Origin of the sequence: Congregibacter sp., assembly GCF_965660375.1 — a bacterium.
Lineage (GTDB): Bacteria > Pseudomonadota > Gammaproteobacteria > Pseudomonadales > Halieaceae > Congregibacter.
Genome location: NZ_CBFHZO010000101.1, coordinates 12738 through 30122, shown reverse-complemented (window position 1 = coordinate 30122; position 17385 = coordinate 12738). Strand labels below are relative to the sequence as shown.

The following is a 17385-nucleotide window of genomic DNA, read 5'->3' as shown; positions in this document are numbered from 1 at the left end:
GCACGCAATAGCCACGGCGCTCTCTGAAAAGAATTCTAACGGCTTCGAGCACGCCATGCCATAGCAAAGCACTACTAAAGTGTCGGCTTAGTTGCTGTTTTTTATGGAGAAATTATTGCCTTCGCCCTGAAAAAAACGTGAATAGTTTACAGGGCCGGTGTGGAGGTGGTGCGGGAACTCTTCGGTAGCAGCCACGGTGGGGCAGGATGGGCTAGCGTTCACCCCCCAAGAATGGCGACGGCGCGCGTCCAGCCTGCTGACGCGCCCTTGATCTTCACAGGGAAACAGGAAATCTCGAAACCGTGACTGGGCAGGACCTCCAGCTGGTGAAGTTTCTCCATCTGAAAGTAACCGATATCCCGCCCTGCTTTGTGTCCTTCCCAAATTATCGAGGGATCTTTGGACTCGGCAAACTTTCGCGCCGTGTGTAGAAAAGGCGCATCCCAGGACCAGGCATCGGTGCCTACAACACGCACGCCCCGCTCGGTAAGGTATAAGGTTGCCTCGCGACCCATGCCACAGCCGCGATGAATGTAGTCCGGGTCGCCATAGGCTGCACCGGCACTGGTGTTGACCACGACAATATCCAAAGGCTGAAGCTCGTAGTTTATGCGTTCAAGCTCCGCCTCCACATCGGCGGCAGTAGCCACATAACCATCGGCAAGATGTCGGAAATCCAGTTTAACTGCGGCGCGAAAGCACCAGTCCAGAGGCGCCTGATCAATGGTCCAGGCCGGGTCTCCACCATCCATGGTGGAGTGATAGTGCCAGGGCGCATCCATGTGCGTGCCGTTGTGGGTATTGAGCTGTACTTCCTCAACGGCCCAGGCCTCGCCGTCCGGCAGATCGCTCTTTTCCAGTCCCGGGAAAAACGGCATGAGCTGGTCATGGGTGCCGTCGTGCCGGTGATAGGTCACCTGGGGCCGAAAGGGCTCGGGGTCTGAGGCAATGTCATTTTCTATTGCTATGGAAAGATCAATAATTCGGCGCTGGCTTTTAGCTAACAGAGACGCCGTGGTAATAGCGGGGCTAGAACCCATAGGTGAATATCCCAATGTAAAACTGTAAAACTGTAAAACTGTAAAAGTTACTGTACCGGAGCCATCGTTTTTAGATAGAGCGCTGTGGTTTTTACTGCTCGTCCACACTAATGCACTGCCCGAGCGTGCGCCATAATTCGGCGCGTGAAAATGGTTTTTTAAGCAAGGCATTCATACCCGCCGCAAGGCAGTCGTCCTCGTCGCCTTTTACCGAGCTGGCTGTTACCGCAATGATGTTCAAAGCAGCGTTCCGCTCAGGAGTTAGCGCACGACGTATTCTTCGCGTCGCTTCGAGTCCTCCCATGACTGGCATCCGGCAATCCATGAGAATAAGGTCGTAGTCACCGCCAATAGCCATCTCGACGGCGTCTGCTCCATTGGAAACAACGTCCAAGGCTATGGCATTTGAGTCAAGATAACGCCGCAGTAGCATTTGGTTCATGGTGTTGTCTTCTGCCACGAGCACTTTCGTTGTTGGGATACTGTTGGCCTTAGCTACTCGATCGCCCGGCGGTGTTTGAGATTCAGAAACATCCTCTGTTTTTGTTTTAGCTACTAGCTGCGCCGATACCGGTATCGTTGCTGTGAAAGTTGACCCTTTGCCTGGCTTGCTGCTGATATCCAGGCGCCCGTTGAGACTCTCGAGCAAGCCGCTGACTATAGGGATTCCAAGGCCTGTGCCCGTATCTTGGGTAACATCCGAGCTTGATACCTGAAAAAAGGGTTCTCTTAATCGGCTTACATTCTGGGGACTAATGCCGATGCCTGTATCCCGCACCTTGATTTGTAACTCGAAGTTTTTTGACTCTGAATCCTGGTCCACCGGATTGATGCAGCAGGCGAGATCAACGCTGCCCCTATGGGTGAACTTTATGGCATTGCTCATAAGATTGCTGGCAATCTGAATGACTTTCCTTTGATCGGTGCTGACGAAATAACTTTCATCAGGCAGGCTGAGGTCTAGTGAAATACCTTTTGCTTCAGCAAGAGGGGCCATTTGAGCAACGAGCTCGTGACTAACTTTATTGAGTTCAAATTCTGAGATGTTTACCGACACGGCGTTCTGTTCAATTTTTGAAAAGTCCAGAATGTCACCGATCAATCCGCTGAGATTATTGCCTGAAGATCGCATCGTATCCAAAATCTGTTGTTGTTCACGATCTAGTTGTGTGTCGTTCAGAGATTCCATCATCCCGAGCAAAACGTGCAGTGGTGTTCGGATTTCATGGCTCATAGTGGCTACAAAGGTGGATTTTGCTTGATTTGCCAGTGTCGCCTCCTTTTCCATTTCCAGCGCTTTTACACTGGCTTTTCGCGATTCGGTAAGGAGGTCAATGAGGCTTTGTTCCCTGCGTTTCTTAAGTTGCGCATTTGAAATAAGTTCGGCGAGTAACTCCAGTAGTGAGATTTCTATGTCGGTGTAGAAACGCTGATTACGAACCGAATCAAAGCCAATAAAGCCGGTGCATTTATCCGCCGTCATAATTGGAATAGTCGCTAGGGAGAGAATTCCCTGAGGCTCAAGTATTTGTCGCAGCTCATCGTCTTTGGGCCTCGAAAGCACCGAAGCAGCAACGTAGGGCAAGCCCTTTTGATGCATGTCCGTCCATAGATGTAAGTGCTGTGTGGGTATATTTTGAAGGGATTCTAACTGTGGCGTTATTCCTTCGCCGCACCACTCGTGTGTGTTGTGCGTAAGCTGCTTGTCCCAGTCGTAATCGAAGCGATAGGCTCTGTCGGCACCGATAAATGCTGATGCAGCGCCGAGTGCTTCGGTGATTACCGTATCTGTTTCAGAGACCGGTGCGCGAATTGTATCGAGAGATATCTTCAGGATAAGTCGCTCGAGATCGCTCTTGTGGGGGCCTGATGTGCTGACTATCGATGAGGATAACTCTCGGACAATCAACAGGACTTCTTTCTCTGCTGCCGATTTTCGGGTGCAAAGGCATGCCGTAACCGCCACTCGCTTTGGCTCATCATTCGCGCTGTTGATTGTTAGGGGTAATTCCAGGGTTTCCGGATTGTTAGCGGCTACATATGCGGCAAAAGTCTGAAGTGCGCGTGGTCGATCGTCGGGATGAACGAAGCTTGCCAACCGGCGGTCACTAAAATGGGCTGTGGAGTCATCTAAGTTCAACAAGGTTTTGGTGGTGTTGTTGATTGCGACTGCTCCATGATCCTGCCGCCAGATAAGAGCGGCAAGACTGCAGGCATCCAAGCCATCGAAAATCGTGGTAATGGAAAGGCTGTCGGCGTGGTGGTTCATACAAGAAATTCATCTCGAATGCTTTTTTTGTACTAGCAGCAGGCTGCAGGCTAGGGGCGTCAGCTCTGTGTTTTAACATGGTTCTCGATTGCAGCGATGGTTTTTTCGCAGGTTTGTGACAGCGCACTCAAATCGGGAGTCAAGCTCGCCACGCTGTGGCCGTCGGCGAGTGCCAGTTCGATTTTTTCGAGCATATCGCCCGCCGCAAGCGCGCCTGTTGACATACACGAGGACTTTACCGGGTGTATGCGATCCCGCCACAGAACAGGGTCCTGGGGGCGTGGGGTTTCCCTTAACTCCTTTTGCAGTGAGCGGAGCTCCCCTAAAACAAGATCATAAAAAGTCTGGAGGACAGCCCACTCATCAGAGCTCAGCAAGGCTGGTAGTACTGACTTATCAAAGATCATTGTGGGCAACTCCCCTGTGGTGGCTTATAGCCGCCCGGCCTCGTGCGGGAGGCGATAGACCCGCTGAGCAGTGCCAGAGAACAGCGCGCTTTTCTCCGCTGTGGAAAAGTCCGCAGCCAGTTTTTTCATGGCGTTGTAGTAGATGGCGTAGGACAGGGACAGGCGATCTACCGGAAAATTGCTTTCAAACATGCAGCGCTCCGGGCCAAAGCAGTCCAGGGCGTGGCGGTACCAGCGACCGTGGGCCTCCAGGAGTTCATCGGAGCTCGGCGGGCGGTCGGCAAGATGCCAGCCGAAGCCATTATCGGGCATGGCCAGACCGCCCAGCTTCAGAAAAACGTTTGGACATTCACTGAGCTCCCGCATTTCATTTTTCCAGGTGGGGAAAATGTCGTCGTGTTTGCCCTCAAAGCTGCCCACGCCCAGCGGGGTGCTGAAATGATCAAGAATCATGGTGGTGTCCGGGCAGGCCCTGGCCAGGGCAATGTAGTCCGGGAGCTGGAAATGATATTGCCAGGTGTCGTAGGACAGTCCCCGTTCCCCCAAGCGGCGAACGCCCGCCTGGAACTCGGGGAGCCGGTAGAGATCTGCCGGCGCCGGGCCAGGGATCAGCATGCTTTCTGCATCTCCCGGAGGGGCACTTGCTCCGGCCTGGCGGATGCCCTTAAAAAAGTCGCCGGCCAGCGCCACATGCTTATCCAGAGCCTCATCAAGAGTCGCTGACTCCCGTAAATCCACGTGGCCGACCATGCCGAGTATGGGCGGACCAAGATCCAGCTCTCTAATGCGGGCGGCCTGGGCCAGTACGTATTCGGTTTCTCCCAGAGACTTTTCGTGCTCGGGGCCGCTGTCGCGATAGCAGGTGCCGCATTCCATAAAGACCGTGCCAATCACCTTGTGACCGGAGCCGGTGTCTATTGCGAGTTCATCGACGTTGTAGATATCACCCATCATGTCGGGCCAGAGGTGGTGATGGGGATCGATAATCGGCTGATCCGGGTCGATGATTTCTTCCTGCACCTGGGCCAACCAGGCGGGGTGATCCTCATGGAACAAATCCATGCCAGTCTCCTTGTAGATTTAGTGTTTTATCGTTGTTGTTTTGTAGATGTAGTTCTGGCGAGCGCTGTTTGTCGACGCAACGATACGCTAACCAGTTGCCCGGATGAATGCAAAGCCCCAACGAAAAACGGCCTCCCGAAGGAGGCCGCTTACGATGTTGCAAGTATCGGTGGGTTGGCGCGCTAGATACGCTCGATCACGGTAGTGATGCCCTGACCCAGGCCAATACACATGGTAGAGATCCCCATTGTTTGGTCGCGGTCCTGCATCACGGTGAGCAGGGAGCCGGTAATCCGCGTGCCAGAGCAGCCGAAGGGGTGTCCGAGAGCGATGGCGCCACCGTGCACATTGACCTTCTCATCCATGTGATCCAGGAGCTCCAGATCCTTCAGCACAGGCAGTGCCTGAGCAGCAAAGGCCTCGTTAAGCTCAACCATGTCGATATCGCCCATGGTCAAACCGAGTTTTTTCAGCGCTTTTTGCGTGGACGGCACCGGGCCGTAACCCATGATGGAAGGATCCACACCGGCGGTGGTCATGGCATTGATCTTGGCGATGGGGGTGAGTCCCAGGGCCTGCGCCTTTTCATAGGACATCACCAACATGGCGGAGGCGCCGTCCGAGATCTGTGAGGACTGACCTGCGGTGACGGTGCCGCCCTGGGGATTAAAGGCCGGGGGTAGCTGAGCCAGGCTTTCCAGGGTGGTTTCCGGACGGATAGTCTCGTCCTGCTCCACGGCGATAAGGGCGCCTTTTTCATCGTGCCCCTCCACGGGGATGATTTCCCGGGCGAATTTGCCGGCCTCGGTGGCGGCGTGCGCCAGCTGATGGGAGCGAACGCCCATCTTGTCCTGATCTTCACGGCTGACGCCATGGAGGAGCGCCAGATACTCGGCGGTCATCCCCATCATGCCCGCCGCTTTGGCGACGTTCAGACCCATGCGTGGGTTGATGTCCACATCGTCCATCATGGGCAGATGACCCAGGTGCTCCACGCCGCCTACCAGGTACACATCGCCGAGGCCTGCCATGATGCTGGCTGCCGCGGTGTGCAGTGCCGACATGGAGGAGCCGCAGAGGCGGTTGACCGTTTGCGCGGGGATGGTGAAAGGCAGTTGTGCGCCGAGCACCAGCAGGCGCGCCAGGTTCATACCCTGCTCGCCGCGCTGGAGTACACAGCCCCAGATCAGATCGTCGATCTCGGCGGGGTCGAGTTTGTCGTTGCGAGCCAGCAGGCCCTTGATCACTGCGACGGACAGGTCGTCGGCGCGAACATTACGGAAACAGCCATTCTTGGATCGCCCCATAGCGCTGCGGGCGTAGTCGACGATGACCGCGTCTCTTGGATTAACACTCATCTCAATATCTCCCTGTTGCGCTTAGTAGTAGGTCTCGCCGGCGGCGAGTTTGGCGCGCATACCGTCGGTCAGTTCATAGGCTTTGCCGAGGTGGGCAAATTTTTCGGATTGCTCGGCGATGTGGGCGAGGCCCACGGCATCCATCCAGCGGAATACACCACCGCGGAAGGGCGGGAAGCCAATACCGTAGAGCAGTGCCAGGTCGGCCTCGGCCGCAGAGCCGACAATGCCTTCCTCAACGCAGCGAGCCAGCTCGGTGCACATGGGCAGCATCATGCGGGCGATGATCTCTTCGCGCTCAAAATCTGTGCGCTCGGCGGTGATCGGCGCGATGAGGTCGTAGGTCTCCTGGGAGACGGTCTTTTTAGGCTTGCCACGCTTGTCCGTGACGTACTCGTAAAAGCCTTTGCCGTTCTTTTGCCCCAGGCGATCATTTTCGAACATGGTCTCGGTCGCGGTTTTGAAATCCATTTTCATACGGTCGGGGAAGCCCTCGGCCATGACGCCGGCAGCGTGAACGCCGGTATCAATACCCACCACATCCGACAGATAGGCAGGACCCATGGGCCATCCCCAGCGCTCCATGACTTTATCGACCGCCTGGAAGTCCGCGCCGTCGCGGACCAGCTTTGAAAAACCATCGAAGTAGGGGAAGAGCACGCGATTCACGAGGAAGCCCGGGCAGTCATTAACCACGACCGCTTTCTTGCCCATGCGGTTGGCGTAGGCCACGGTGCGAGCGATGGCAGTATCGGAGGTCTTGGCGCCGCGAATGACCTCTACGAGGGGCATTGCATGTACCGGGTTAAAGAAGTGCATACCGCAGAAGTTCTCGGGGCGCTCCAGCGCTTCGGCGAGGAAGTCGATGGAAATCGTAGAGGTGTTTGATGCCAGCACCGCATCGGGGCTGATGTGCTTTTCGGTCTCAGCCAATACCGCGTGCTTGACCTTGGGGTTCTCCACAACGGCCTCGACTACGATATCTACGCTATCGAAACCTTCGTAGGTAAGCGTGGGGTCGATGTTGTTGAGCACCTCGCCCATCTTGTCCGCCGTCATGCGACCACGGGAGACGCGTTTGGCCAGCAGTTTGTTCGCTTCCGAGAGGCCGAGATCCAGACCTTCCTGAACGATGTCCTTCATCTTGATGGGGACGCCCTTGAGGGAGCTCTGGTAGGCGATCCCGCCCCCCATGATGCCCGCGCCCAGTACCGCGGCTCGTGCGATTTTCTTGTCGGCTTTTTTCTCCCAACCCTTGGCGGTTTTGGCCAGCGCCTGATCATTGAGGAACAGCCCGACCATGGCCGCTGCCACATCGGTCTTGGCAAGCTCGGCAAAGCCGGCGCCTTCCACCTTGAGAGCGTCATCCAATCCTATGCCCCGGGCGGCCTCAATAACCTCTACAACCTTGATGGGGGCCGGATAATTCTTGCCCGCCTGCTGCGCCACCATGGACTTGATGGTGAAAAAAGCCATCATCGCCTCGGTGTCGTTCAGGGGCAGAGGAGAGCTTTTGGCGCTGCGCCTCGCTTCGATATTGAGCTTGCCAGCCATAGCAGATTCGAGGGTGCTTAGGGCGACTTCCTGCAGCTGCTCCGCAGTAGCTACCGCATCGACGGCGCCGGCTTTCAGCGCGTCCTCGGCTTTTTTCTCCTGGCCGGTGGCCATCCACATCACGGCCTCATCAACGCCGATAATACGAGGTAGACGTACGGTGCCGCCCCAGCCCGGAAGAATGCCCAGCTTGGTTTCGGGCAGTCCGACCTTGGCTGCGGTGCTCATGACCCGCAGGTCACAGGCCAGGCAAATTTCCAGTCCGCCACCCATGGCAAAGCCGTTGATCACCGCCACGGTGGGGAACGGCAGATTCTGCAGTCGGTTGAAGTTGACGTTCTGGCCGCTGGAGAAGGCCTGGATCTCTTCTACCGTAGCGTCGAACATTTTGGTGAACTCGGTGATATCCGCGCCAACAATGAAAACGCCCTTGCCGCTGGTGACCAGCATTCCCCGGACATTGGATTCTTTATCGATGGCGTCGAGAGCCTCGGTAAGGCACTGCACGGTGAGCTGGTTGAACTTGTTGACTGATTCGCCCTGAAGGTCGAATCGCATTTCAAGAACGTCATTGTCGTGACGTTGGAGCGTTACTGCATCGCTCTGATAGATCATGGCTGCTATCCCCCAAATTGTAGGCTGCGCATGATCCTCCTGCATGTGTTCACTGTCAATATGACCCTTTGGGCATAGCTTTGTGTGAAGTTTTGAGTGGCGCAGCGCAGGCTAGGGTCGTACCTCGGCGCGCTTGTGTTCGCGAAGATGCAGTGCAATATCCATCACCGTCTTCAATCCCACCAGAATAATCAGCAGAAACAGAGGTTGCCCGAGGGACATCACGGCAAAGCCGCCGGCGATGATGGCCACATGCAAAATCACGATGCGCCGGTAGGGCGCGGCCATCAAACCTTTCACTGTGGCGACTTCTCGCTCATTGGCCATGAGGAAGTTGCTGACAAAGGAATAGCCGTGACTAATGAACAACCCTATGAAGGCAATAATCCATTCCCGGGGTGCGAGGGCGAATACCTGCTCAACAACATCAAAGAGCAGCTGAAGGAAGATCAGGAACAACGGCCAGGGTGGGGCATCGCCGAAGGACGGTGGGACATCAAAGAGAAAGCTCAGGATAAAGAAACCGTGTACCGCGCAGAAGCCACCGTAGTGGATAAGAAAAAACAGAGAGGGGAATACGGCGCTTAAGCCGCCCGAGGTGGCCATTTTGAGAATGTTGTAAAAACCCAGCACCAGATTCTCAGACCAATAGAGGATGATCAGGGCCCCCACATTCCAGTCAAAAAATAGCACACCCAGAAGCGGGAGCAGGTTGGCGGTCACCAGTAACGCAAGGCTCAGCCGCCCGCGTCGGCCGCGGTAAGTATTCGAAGGACTGTTGGCGACAGAGTCCGTTGAGTTGGGGTTTAAATGAGTGAAAGAGGAGTCAGAGAGTGTGGCTTGAGGAGCTTGATAAACACCGGCCTCAGAAGAAGCCGGTGGGGTATTGGAAGCAGAGTCGTCGTGCTTAGCCATGGTTCTTGAGCAAAGAGCCCACGTTCACTGCACTGTTTTGCCGTTACTGCGAGCGACGGAGTGCTTTAGTGCAGCGTTCGCCCCGGTCGCATGGCCTCGCGTATCTCTACGTCCTCCGTGACTTCCTGTTCTTGTACAAAGTGTTTCAGTCTGCCCACAACGCTGGTCATAACATCGATGGTCTGGCTGATCTGATCCAGCGCCATGAGAATGGTTTCGTTGTCGTTCTGTTCTTGTTCCTGTTCTTGCTCCTGGGCGAGCTCTAGATCGTGATTGTCGTCGTTCATGTCATACCTCGCAGTAAACTGCTGGAAGGAATGAAATATCTGCCGGTGAATATCACCGGCAGCCTCTGCGGTGCGTTAGGTCGGTGCCTCTCAGATTGAGCCCCGAGCGTTAGTCCCAGGAGAGGGCGCCACCGGTCTGATACTCAATAACGCGGGTTTCGAAGAAATTCTTCTCCTTGCGAAGATCCATGATCTCGCTCATCCACGGGAAGGGGTTCTGTACGCCAGGAAACTGCTCGGGCAACCCGATCTGCGACAGGCGACGATTGGCGATGAACTGGAGATACTCTTCCATCATGGCTGCGTTCATTCCCAGAACGCCGCGGGGCATGGTGTCCCGGGCGTATTCGATCTCAAGCTGCGTGCCTTCCAGAATCATCTGAATCGCTTCCTGCTTGAACTCTTCAGTCCACAGCTGTGGATTCTCCAGCTTGATCTGGTTGATGACATCGATGCCGAAGTTCAGGTGCATAGACTCATCACGGAGAATGTACTGGAACTGCTCCGCCACGCCAGTCATCTTGTTGCGACGGCCCATGGACAGGATCTGGGTAAAGCCGCAGTAGAAGAAAATGCCTTCGGTAACCGCGTAGAAACCGATGAGGTTGCGAAGCAGCGTCTGGTCAGATTCCAGGGTGCCTGTGCGGAAGTTGGGATCCGACAGCTCGTGGGTGTGGCTGATGCTCCACGCAGCCTTCTTGGCCACCGAGGGTACTTCGCGATACATGTTGAAGACTTCGCCTTCATCCATGCCCAGAGACTCAATGCAGTACTGGTAGGCGTGGGTGTGAATGGCTTCTTCAAAGGCCTGTCGTAGCAGGTACTGGCGGCACTCGGGATTGGTGATAAGGCGGTAAACCGCAAGGACCAGGTTGTTGGCGACCAGCGAGTCCGCTGTAGAGAAGTAACCCAGACTGCGCAGCACGATGCGTCGCTCGTCGTCGGTAAGGCCTTCGGGGTTTTTCCAGGTGGCGACGTCAGCAGTCATATTGACCTCCTGAGGCATCCAGTGATTGGCACAGCCATCGATGTACTTCTGCCACGCCCAGTCATACTTGAAGGGCACCAGCTGGTTAAGGTCTGCGCGGCAGTTGATCATTGCCTTTTCATCGATGGAGACGCGCGATGCTCCCATTTCGAGCTCTTCAAGGCCCGGGGCCACATCGAGGCTGCGCAGGCTTTCGGCCGCGGCATCGATATTTGCCTTGGCTTCCGGCGGTAATTCTGTGTCGCCGGCGTCAGACTCCTTGCTAGCCGTTGCTTCGTTGGCAGCGGCGGGCGCTACGGGTTCTGCAGCTTTGCTCACTTCGGCAGCGGCCACTTCGGCCACCTCGGCCGCGGTGATCTCCGCCAGATTCGCCGCCGCTGCTTCTGCAGCCGCAGCGCCCCCCATAGCAGCCGGCTCTGCCGCTGTGGTGTTCCCACTGTCTTCTGCGTGGTAATCATCCCAGTTCAACATGTTTGTCACTCCCTAATTTTCTGTGTCGCTAAATCGATAGATCGCTAAAGCTTTTTTGCAGGTATGAGACCGTTTTATTGATCGCCCCCACAGTGACCACGGCCTTTTTGTTGCTTAAGGGGTGCCGCCCGCGGCGCACACCCTTTTCTTTCTTGTTCTCGTTGCCCTCTATAATCCTGACTTACTGACAGGCTTCGCAGTCCGGGTCATCCAGGGAGCAGGCCAAGGGCACCGGTGCGGGCGCCGGTGCCGATTCGGACGACACGGCGTTGAGCTGCCCAGTATCGATGGTGGACTTCTCCGTGCCCGTCGCCGCCAGAGAGCGGAGGTAGTATGTCGTCTTGAGGCCGCTGTACCAGGCCATGCGATAGGTAATGTCCAGCTTTTTCCCGCTCGCATTGTTGATATACAGGTTCAGTGACTGCGCCTGATCAATCCACTTCTGACGACGGCTTGCACACTCCACAATCCACCGGGGCTCCACTTCAAAGGCATTGGAGTAGATGGCTCGCAGATCCGCCGGGATGCGCTCAATGGACTGCACACTACCGTCGTAGTATTTGAGATCGTTGACCATCACGCTGTCCCACAAACCGCGGGCCTTCAGATCATTGACCAGATAGGGGTTTACTACGGTGAACTCGCCGGACAGGTTCGATTTCACGTAAAGGTTCTGGTAAGTGGGCTCAATGGACTGAGAGACGCCGGTAATGTTGGCGATGGTCGCCGTCGGTGCAATGGCCATGACATTGGAGTTGCGCATGCCCCGGGCTTTCACTGCCTCGCGCAGCGTTGCCCAGTCCATGGTCATGGAATCATCGACCTTGATGTAGTCACTGCCACGCTCTTCCACGAGCTTTGCCAGGGAGTCGATGGGCAGAATGCCCTGGCTCCAGAGCGAGCCTTCGTAGCTTTCATAGGCACCACGCTCTTCTGCCAGTTTGCTGGACGCGTCAATGGCGTAGTAACTGATGGCTTCCATGGAGTGGTCCGCAAAGGTCACTGCATCCTCGGAGCCATAGGCAATGTGCTGCTTGTACAGCGCGTCCTGGAAGCCCATGAGACCCAGGCCCACAGGGCGATGGCGGAAGTTGGAGTTCCGCGCCGTGTCGACGGAGTAGTAGTTGATGTCGATAACGTTGTCGAGCATGCGTACGGCTGTGCGCACCGTCTCTGCGAGTTTCTCAAGGTTCAGTCCATTCTCATCCACGTGCTGCGGCAGATTGATGGACCCGAGGTTACACACGGCAATTTCGTCGGCATTGGTATTCAGGGTGATTTCGGTACACAGGTTTGAGGAGTGCACCACGCCGGCGTGTTGCTGGGGGCTGCGAAGGTTGCAGGGGTCCTTGAAAGTCATCCAGGGATGCCCTGTCTCGAACAACATGCCCAGCATCTTGCGCCACAGGGTCTGGGCCTTCACCGTTTTGGAGTACTTGAGCTCACCGCTGGCGGCCATGGCTTCATAGGCGCAGTAGCGCTCCTCAAAAGCCTTGCCGTAGAGGTCGTGAAGATCGGGCACGTCATTGGGTGAAAACAGCGTCCAGTCACCGTCGTCGAATACCCGCTTCATGAACAGGTCTGGAATCCAGTTGGCGGTATTCATGTCGTGGGTGCGGCGGCGGTCATCGCCCGTGTTTTTGCGCAGCTCCACAAATTCCTCGATATCCATGTGCCAGGTTTCGAGATAGGAACACACCGCGCCCTTGCGCTTGCCACCCTGGTTTACCGCGACCGCGGTGTCATTAACGACCTTCAGGAAGGGGACGACACCCTGGGACTTGCCGTTGGTGCCCTTGATGTAGGAGCCCAGCGCGCGAACCGGCGTCCAGTCATTGCCCAGGCCACCCGCAAACTTCGAGAGCATGGCGTTGTCCTGAATGGCACCGTAGATGCCGTGGAGATCGTCGGGCACCGTGGTCAAGTAGCAGGACGACAGCTGCGGACGCAGGGTGCCGGCGTTGAACAGTGTCGGCGTCGAGCTCATGTAGTCAAAGGACGAAAGCAGTCGATAGAACTCGATGGCGCGAGCCTCGCGGTCGTCTTCCTCGACGGCAAGACCCATGGCAACACGCATGAAAAAGATCTGCGGCAGCTCAAAACGCACCTCATCGCTGTGGATAAAGTAGCGGTCGTAAAGGGTCTGTAGCCCCAGGTAGGTGAACTGCAGATCGCGCTCCGGCAATATCGCCTTGCCCATGCGCTCGAGGTCGTATTCTGCCAGTGTGGGGTCGAGAAGCTCCAGCTCCACGCCGCGGGCAATATAGGCAGGGAGCGCCGTCGCGTACAGTCGATCCATGTCGCCCTGGGTGGCGCTGTCTGCCACGCCGAGGAAGGACAAAGCCTCCGTGCGCAGGTTGTCGCAGAGCAGGCGGGCAGATGCGTAGGTGTAGTTCGGCTCCTGCTCGATAAGGGTTCGCGCGGTGATGACCAGTGAGGTGGACAGCTCCTGCATGCTCACCCCGTCATAGAGATTGCGCAGTGCCTCATCGAGAATTCGCGTTTCTGACACATCATCCAGTCCCATACAGGCTTCGCTGACAATGATGTGCAGGCGCTCAAGATCCAGGGGTGCTTTGCTGCCGTCAAGCTGGACGACATTGATGCGGTCGGCAGCCTCCTGGGTTTCCGCCGAGAGTGACTGGCGGGCCGCACGTTTGCTGGCCTGCTGCTCCCGGTAAATCACGTAGTCCCGGGCGATTTTGTGCTCGCCGGCGCGCATGAGGGAGAGCTCCACCTGGTCCTGCACATCCTCGATGTGAATGGTGCCGCCCGAGGGCATGCGGCGTTTGAAAGTCGCGGTGACCATTTCGGTGAGTTTGGCGACCGTTTCGTGAATGCGACTGGATGCAGCGGCAGTACCGCCTTCAACAGCGAGAAATGCCTTGGTGATGGCAACAGAAATCTTGCTGGCCTCGAAGGGGACCACGGTACCGTTGCGCTTGATGACGCGCAGCTGACCGGGGGCCGTTGCTGTCACCTCCGCTGCGCTCGCGCCGGGGGCTCCCGTGAGATTGGCAGCTCTTTGTGCTGTTGGTGTTTCTGTTGCGCTCTCAGTGAGAGTCGCTTCCCCGCTCTGGCTGGTCTGCATGGTCAATTGTGTTCACTCCTGTGTACATGGTTAACGCTGCTTGATTAACGCTTGTGGGTATCGGCTTTTTACAGTTTTCTTATTGGCGAGAACGGCATGGCATCTTCAGGAAAACAGCACGCCTTCATGTTGCGAGCGGTTAAACGCAACTGCAACACGTTATTTTTCATAATTAATGATTTTAAGACCAAGTTTCAGGGTTTTAGGCTCTATTTCACCGGTTTTATTCGTTACTTTGGGTGCTGGGCCGCTGTCTGCTGCGCCGTTTCGCGCTCTTTGAGCAAGCTTGAAGAACTTTCTGCTCATTTCGCTCGTGATCCCATCATAGTGCGCCACACCAAGCCTTCCGATGCGTTACCTGAAACGCTAGATATTGGGTTTTTCTAATTGAACCACTACAAGATAAAGCGGTCTCGGGGGGAAAGCAAGCGCATTAGGCTGCGTTTATCTTGTGGATAAGGTGTGCGTAGTGTTTGATGTCCGTACTTACTAACCCCGGAGGCCCGGTAAACCGGAAAATCCGGGGTGCAAGTGCTGCGAAAGGCCAGCTTCGATCTTTTGGATCGATTTCTTCTAAGCCGCTAACTGGCTATGCAGGCTGGTTATTTGGTGCCGCGTATGCGGTGTTATGAGTCTTGCAGGAGTTTTTCTACAAGGGCTTTTTGGGCATGGAGGCGGTTCTCGGCCTCTTCCCAGATTACGGTATCTCCGGCGTCCATCAGCTCAGCACTGATCTCTTCCCCGCGGTGCGCCGGCAGGCAATGCAGGTACAGCGCATCGGGCGCCGCCGCTGCCAGTAGCGCTGCGTTGAGCTGGAAGGGGGCCATGGCGGCTGCGCGCCGGGCCTGCTCCTCTTCCTGGCCCATGGAGGCCCATACATCGGTCACCAGCAGAGATGCGCCCTCCACGGCGCTATCAGCATCGTGAAACAGCGTCACCCGATCGCGGTTTTCCTCAAGGAGCTGCGCGTCGGGTTCAAAACCCTCGGGGCAGGCTATGCGCAAATGAAAATCGAATTGCCTGGCGGCATTGATGTAGGAGTGGCACATGTTGTTTCCATCGCCCAGCCAACACACGGTTTTGCCCCGAATGGCGCCGCGGTGTTCACGATAGGTCTGCATATCTGCGAGCAACTGACAGGGGTGATAGTCATCGGTGAGTGCGTTAATCACCGGGACACTGGAGTTCGCTGCAAAGCGCTCGACAATATCGTGGCCAAAAGTGCGGATCATCACGATGTCCACCATGGAGGAAATCACCCGGGCGCTGTCCTCTATAGGTTCACCGCGACCCAGCTGGGTGTCGCCGGGAGACAGGAACATGGCGTGACCGCCCATCTGGGCCATCCCCGCCTCAAAGGACACCCGGGTGCGGGTGGAAGATTTGGCAAAAATCATTGCCATGACACTGCCGGGGAATTGCGGTGAGGGCTCTCCCGCGCGGTGCGCCGCCTTTAGCGCTATGGCGCGATCAATAAGGGCATCAAGCTCCTCGGGACCAAAGTCCAGAAGGGTCAGGAAGTGTTGCTTGCTCACGCTATATCGTCTCCCAGGGGGGGGTGATCCAGCCATCGATCCACAACCGCGGCGAGGGTTTCGCCCAGCTGTCGACCCTGCGCGTCACTCATTACCAACGGCGGCAGCAGTCGGATGGTGCGTGCCGCCGTGACGTTGATCAATATGCCGGCATCCAGTGCCAGTCGCACCAGTTCTGCGCAGTCGCTTTTTAATTCAATGCCCATCATCAAGCCGGCCCGTCGATACTCCGATACTGCTTCTTGATGTTGCAGGGCCGCGACAAAACTGTCCTGAATAAGTTGGCCAAGGGGGTCGGCGCGTTCCTGAAGCTGCTCTGTAGCAAGGGCCTCCAGTACCGCGCCGGCCGCGGCACAGGCGAGGGGGTTGCCACCGTAGGTAGAGCCGTGATGCCCCGGTGCAAAAGTGTGGGCGGCCTCGGCCCGGGCCAGGCAGGCGCCGATGGGAACACCGTTACCCAGGGCTTTAGCCGTGGTAACAACATCGGGGGTTATGCCGATTTGCTGATAGTAAAAGTAACTCCCTGTACGACCATTGCCCGACTGCACTTCGTCAAAGATCAGCAGCCAGCCGTTTTTCTGGCAAATGCCGGCGACGGCCTGGAGATAATCAAGGTCCAGTGGATGGATGCCGCTCTCTCCCTGCACTGGCTCCAGCATCACCGCCACGATGTCATCACGGCTCTGGGAAAATCCTTCCAGAGCCTCCAGGTCGTTGCGCGGTGCGCGCAAAAAACCGCTGAGCAGGGGGCCGAATCCTGTCTGGATTTTGCGATTGCCGGTTGCCGACAGCGCTGCCAGCGTGCGGCCGTGAAAGGCACCTTCCAAAACCACGACCTGAGGACTTTCGATGCCACTCTGATGACCATGGAGGCGAGCCAGCTTGATGGCCGCCTCGTTGGCCTCGGCGCCGGAGTTACTGAAAAAAACTGTCTCCATGGCGGCGCGGCGCGTGAGTGTTTCGCCGACGCGTTCCTGAAGATCAATGTGGTAAACGTTGGAGCAGTGAAGCAGCGCCGTCGCCTGCTCGGTAATCGCCGCCGTGACCCGCGGGTGCCCGTGTCCCAGGTTGGTTACCGCAATTCCCGAAAGGCCATCGAGAAAACCTCGGCCCTGTGCATCGAAGAGCTCGGCGCCCCGTCCGTGGGTGAAACTCACGGGAAGCGGGGAATAGGTACTCATCAAAGCCGACATGGCAGGTTCTCGGTAACTGATTCTGGTTGTGGCCGACCGGATTGGGGGCGCGGCTATCGACAGCTGTGTTGGCGTAACCCGCTGCCATACTGCGGTGAGAAGCCAAGGGAAACTGAGGTCCCGAAAAATAAAAAGGCAGCGCGACGGCTGCCTGAGCAAAACTATAACTATTTCCCGAGGGTGTGACAATTTGTCTCTCGCCTGGCCACCGTGGCACAGCGCCTGCAATAGCTAGTAAAATGCTGGGACATTCTCAAACTCAAGGGTACAGCCACATGGATATCATGGACCAGATTAAAGAGCAGGTAGAGCAGAATCAGGTGCTGCTTTACATGAAGGGATCACCCAATCAGCCACAGTGCGGATTCTCTGCGCGAGTGGTGCAGGCGCTCATGGCCTGCGGCCAGCGCTTTGCCTACGTGGATATTCTCAGTAATCCCGAGATCCGGGCGAACCTGCCCACCTACGCAAACTGGCCGACCTTCCCCCAGCTGTGGGTCAAGGGTGAGCTTATCGGTGGTTGCGACATCATTACCGAGATGCACGAGAAGGGTGAGCTCGAGCCTCTGGTTCGCGAGGCCTCCGAGGCAGCCTGAGGGC

Annotated in this window: 14 protein-coding genes; 2 read left to right on the top strand and 12 right to left on the bottom strand. The window is 56.5% G+C overall.

Features of this window, described 5'->3' with window-relative positions; all coding sequences use genetic code 11:
- Positions 1-218: 218 nt before the first annotated feature.
- The 10 genes from ACTG3T_RS09890 to ACTG3T_RS09845 form a co-directional block, all read right to left on the bottom strand.
- A complete protein-coding gene (locus ACTG3T_RS09890; RefSeq protein WP_439102103.1) occupies positions 219-1040 on the bottom strand; it encodes a cyclase family protein in 822 nt (273 codons plus the stop codon).
- Positions 1041-1131: 91 nt separating this feature from the next.
- Positions 1132-3309: a hybrid sensor histidine kinase/response regulator gene (locus ACTG3T_RS09885; protein WP_439102102.1), complete on the bottom strand. Its 2178-nt coding sequence runs from the start codon at positions 3307-3309 to the stop codon at positions 1132-1134.
- Positions 3310-3368: 59 nt separating this feature from the next.
- Positions 3369-3716, bottom strand: coding sequence for a hypothetical protein (locus ACTG3T_RS09880; RefSeq protein WP_439102101.1), 348 nt, complete (start codon positions 3714-3716; stop codon positions 3369-3371).
- A gap of 24 nt (positions 3717-3740) precedes the next feature.
- Entirely contained in the window at positions 3741-4778 is a 1038-nt protein-coding gene (locus ACTG3T_RS09875; RefSeq protein ID WP_439102100.1) for an amidohydrolase family protein, read from the bottom strand.
- A gap of 182 nt (positions 4779-4960) precedes the next feature.
- Positions 4961-6136: an acetyl-CoA C-acyltransferase FadA gene (fadA, locus tag ACTG3T_RS09870; RefSeq protein ID WP_439102099.1), complete on the bottom strand. Its 1176-nt coding sequence runs from the start codon at positions 6134-6136 to the stop codon at positions 4961-4963.
- A 21-nt stretch (positions 6137-6157) separates the two neighbouring features.
- Positions 6158-8305, bottom strand: coding sequence for a fatty acid oxidation complex subunit alpha FadB (gene fadB, locus ACTG3T_RS09865; protein WP_439102098.1), 2148 nt, complete (start codon positions 8303-8305; stop codon positions 6158-6160).
- A 111-nt stretch (positions 8306-8416) separates the two neighbouring features.
- The gene (locus ACTG3T_RS09860; RefSeq protein WP_439102097.1) at positions 8417-9220 is read right to left on the bottom strand and encodes a DUF6498-containing protein; all 804 of its coding nucleotides are present in this window, start codon (positions 9218-9220) and stop codon (positions 8417-8419) included.
- A gap of 65 nt (positions 9221-9285) precedes the next feature.
- Entirely contained in the window at positions 9286-9507 is a 222-nt protein-coding gene (locus ACTG3T_RS09855) for a hypothetical protein (RefSeq protein ID WP_439102096.1), read from the bottom strand.
- Positions 9508-9616: 109 nt separating this feature from the next.
- Positions 9617-10966, bottom strand: coding sequence for a ribonucleotide-diphosphate reductase subunit beta (locus ACTG3T_RS09850; RefSeq protein WP_439102095.1), 1350 nt, complete (start codon positions 10964-10966; stop codon positions 9617-9619).
- A 181-nt stretch (positions 10967-11147) separates the two neighbouring features.
- Positions 11148-14057 (bottom strand): ribonucleoside-diphosphate reductase subunit alpha, encoded by a 2910-nt coding sequence (locus ACTG3T_RS09845; protein WP_439102119.1) that lies wholly within the window; start codon positions 14055-14057, stop codon positions 11148-11150.
- Positions 14058-14108: 51 nt separating this feature from the next.
- On the opposite strand from ACTG3T_RS09845, the gene ACTG3T_RS09840 reads away from it, so the two are divergent.
- Positions 14109-14444, top strand: coding sequence for a hypothetical protein (locus ACTG3T_RS09840; RefSeq protein WP_439102094.1), 336 nt, complete (start codon positions 14109-14111; stop codon positions 14442-14444).
- 239 nt (positions 14445-14683) lie between these two features.
- Here ACTG3T_RS09840 and argF read toward each other — a convergent pair whose 3' ends face one another.
- Both argF and ACTG3T_RS09830 read right to left on the bottom strand, forming a co-directional pair.
- A complete protein-coding gene (argF, locus tag ACTG3T_RS09835; RefSeq protein ID WP_439102093.1) occupies positions 14684-15592 on the bottom strand; it encodes an ornithine carbamoyltransferase in 909 nt (302 codons plus the stop codon).
- Complete coding sequence (locus ACTG3T_RS09830) at positions 15589-16773, bottom strand: aspartate aminotransferase family protein (protein WP_439102092.1); 1185 nt, start codon at positions 16771-16773, stop codon at positions 15589-15591. The genes argF and ACTG3T_RS09830 overlap by 4 nt, the downstream gene beginning before the upstream one ends.
- A 287-nt stretch (positions 16774-17060) precedes the next feature.
- Here ACTG3T_RS09830 and grxD point away from each other — a divergent pair, with 287 nt between their 5' ends.
- Positions 17061-17381, top strand: a complete 321-nt coding sequence (grxD, locus tag ACTG3T_RS09825; RefSeq protein WP_439102091.1) for a Grx4 family monothiol glutaredoxin — start codon at positions 17061-17063, stop codon at positions 17379-17381.
- Positions 17382-17385 lie beyond the last annotated feature (4 nt).

Coding starts and splice junctions, on each gene's coding strand:
- ACTG3T_RS09855 (WP_439102096.1), bottom strand. CDS start 9,507: ATGAACGACGACAATCACGATCTAGAGCTCGCCCAGGAGCAAGAACAG.
- ACTG3T_RS09830 (WP_439102092.1), bottom strand. CDS start 16,773: ATGAGTACCTATTCCCCGCTTCCCGTGAGTTTCACCCACGGACGGGGC.
- ACTG3T_RS09880 (WP_439102101.1), bottom strand. CDS start 3,716: ATGATCTTTGATAAGTCAGTACTACCAGCCTTGCTGAGCTCTGATGAG.
- ACTG3T_RS09850 (WP_439102095.1), bottom strand. CDS start 10,966: ATGTTGAACTGGGATGATTACCACGCAGAAGACAGTGGGAACACCACA.
- ACTG3T_RS09875 (WP_439102100.1), bottom strand. CDS start 4,778: ATGGATTTGTTCCATGAGGATCACCCCGCCTGGTTGGCCCAGGTGCAG.
- grxD (WP_439102091.1), top strand. CDS start 17,061: ATGGATATCATGGACCAGATTAAAGAGCAGGTAGAGCAGAATCAGGTG.
- ACTG3T_RS09890 (WP_439102103.1), bottom strand. CDS start 1,040: ATGGGTTCTAGCCCCGCTATTACCACGGCGTCTCTGTTAGCTAAAAGC.
- ACTG3T_RS09860 (WP_439102097.1), bottom strand. CDS start 9,220: ATGGCTAAGCACGACGACTCTGCTTCCAATACCCCACCGGCTTCTTCT.
- ACTG3T_RS09845 (WP_439102119.1), bottom strand. CDS start 14,057: ATGCAGACCAGCCAGAGCGGGGAAGCGACTCTCACTGAGAGCGCAACA.
- ACTG3T_RS09885 (WP_439102102.1), bottom strand. CDS start 3,309: ATGAACCACCACGCCGACAGCCTTTCCATTACCACGATTTTCGATGGC.
- fadB (WP_439102098.1), bottom strand. CDS start 8,305: ATGATCTATCAGAGCGATGCAGTAACGCTCCAACGTCACGACAATGAC.
- fadA (WP_439102099.1), bottom strand. CDS start 6,136: ATGAGTGTTAATCCAAGAGACGCGGTCATCGTCGACTACGCCCGCAGC.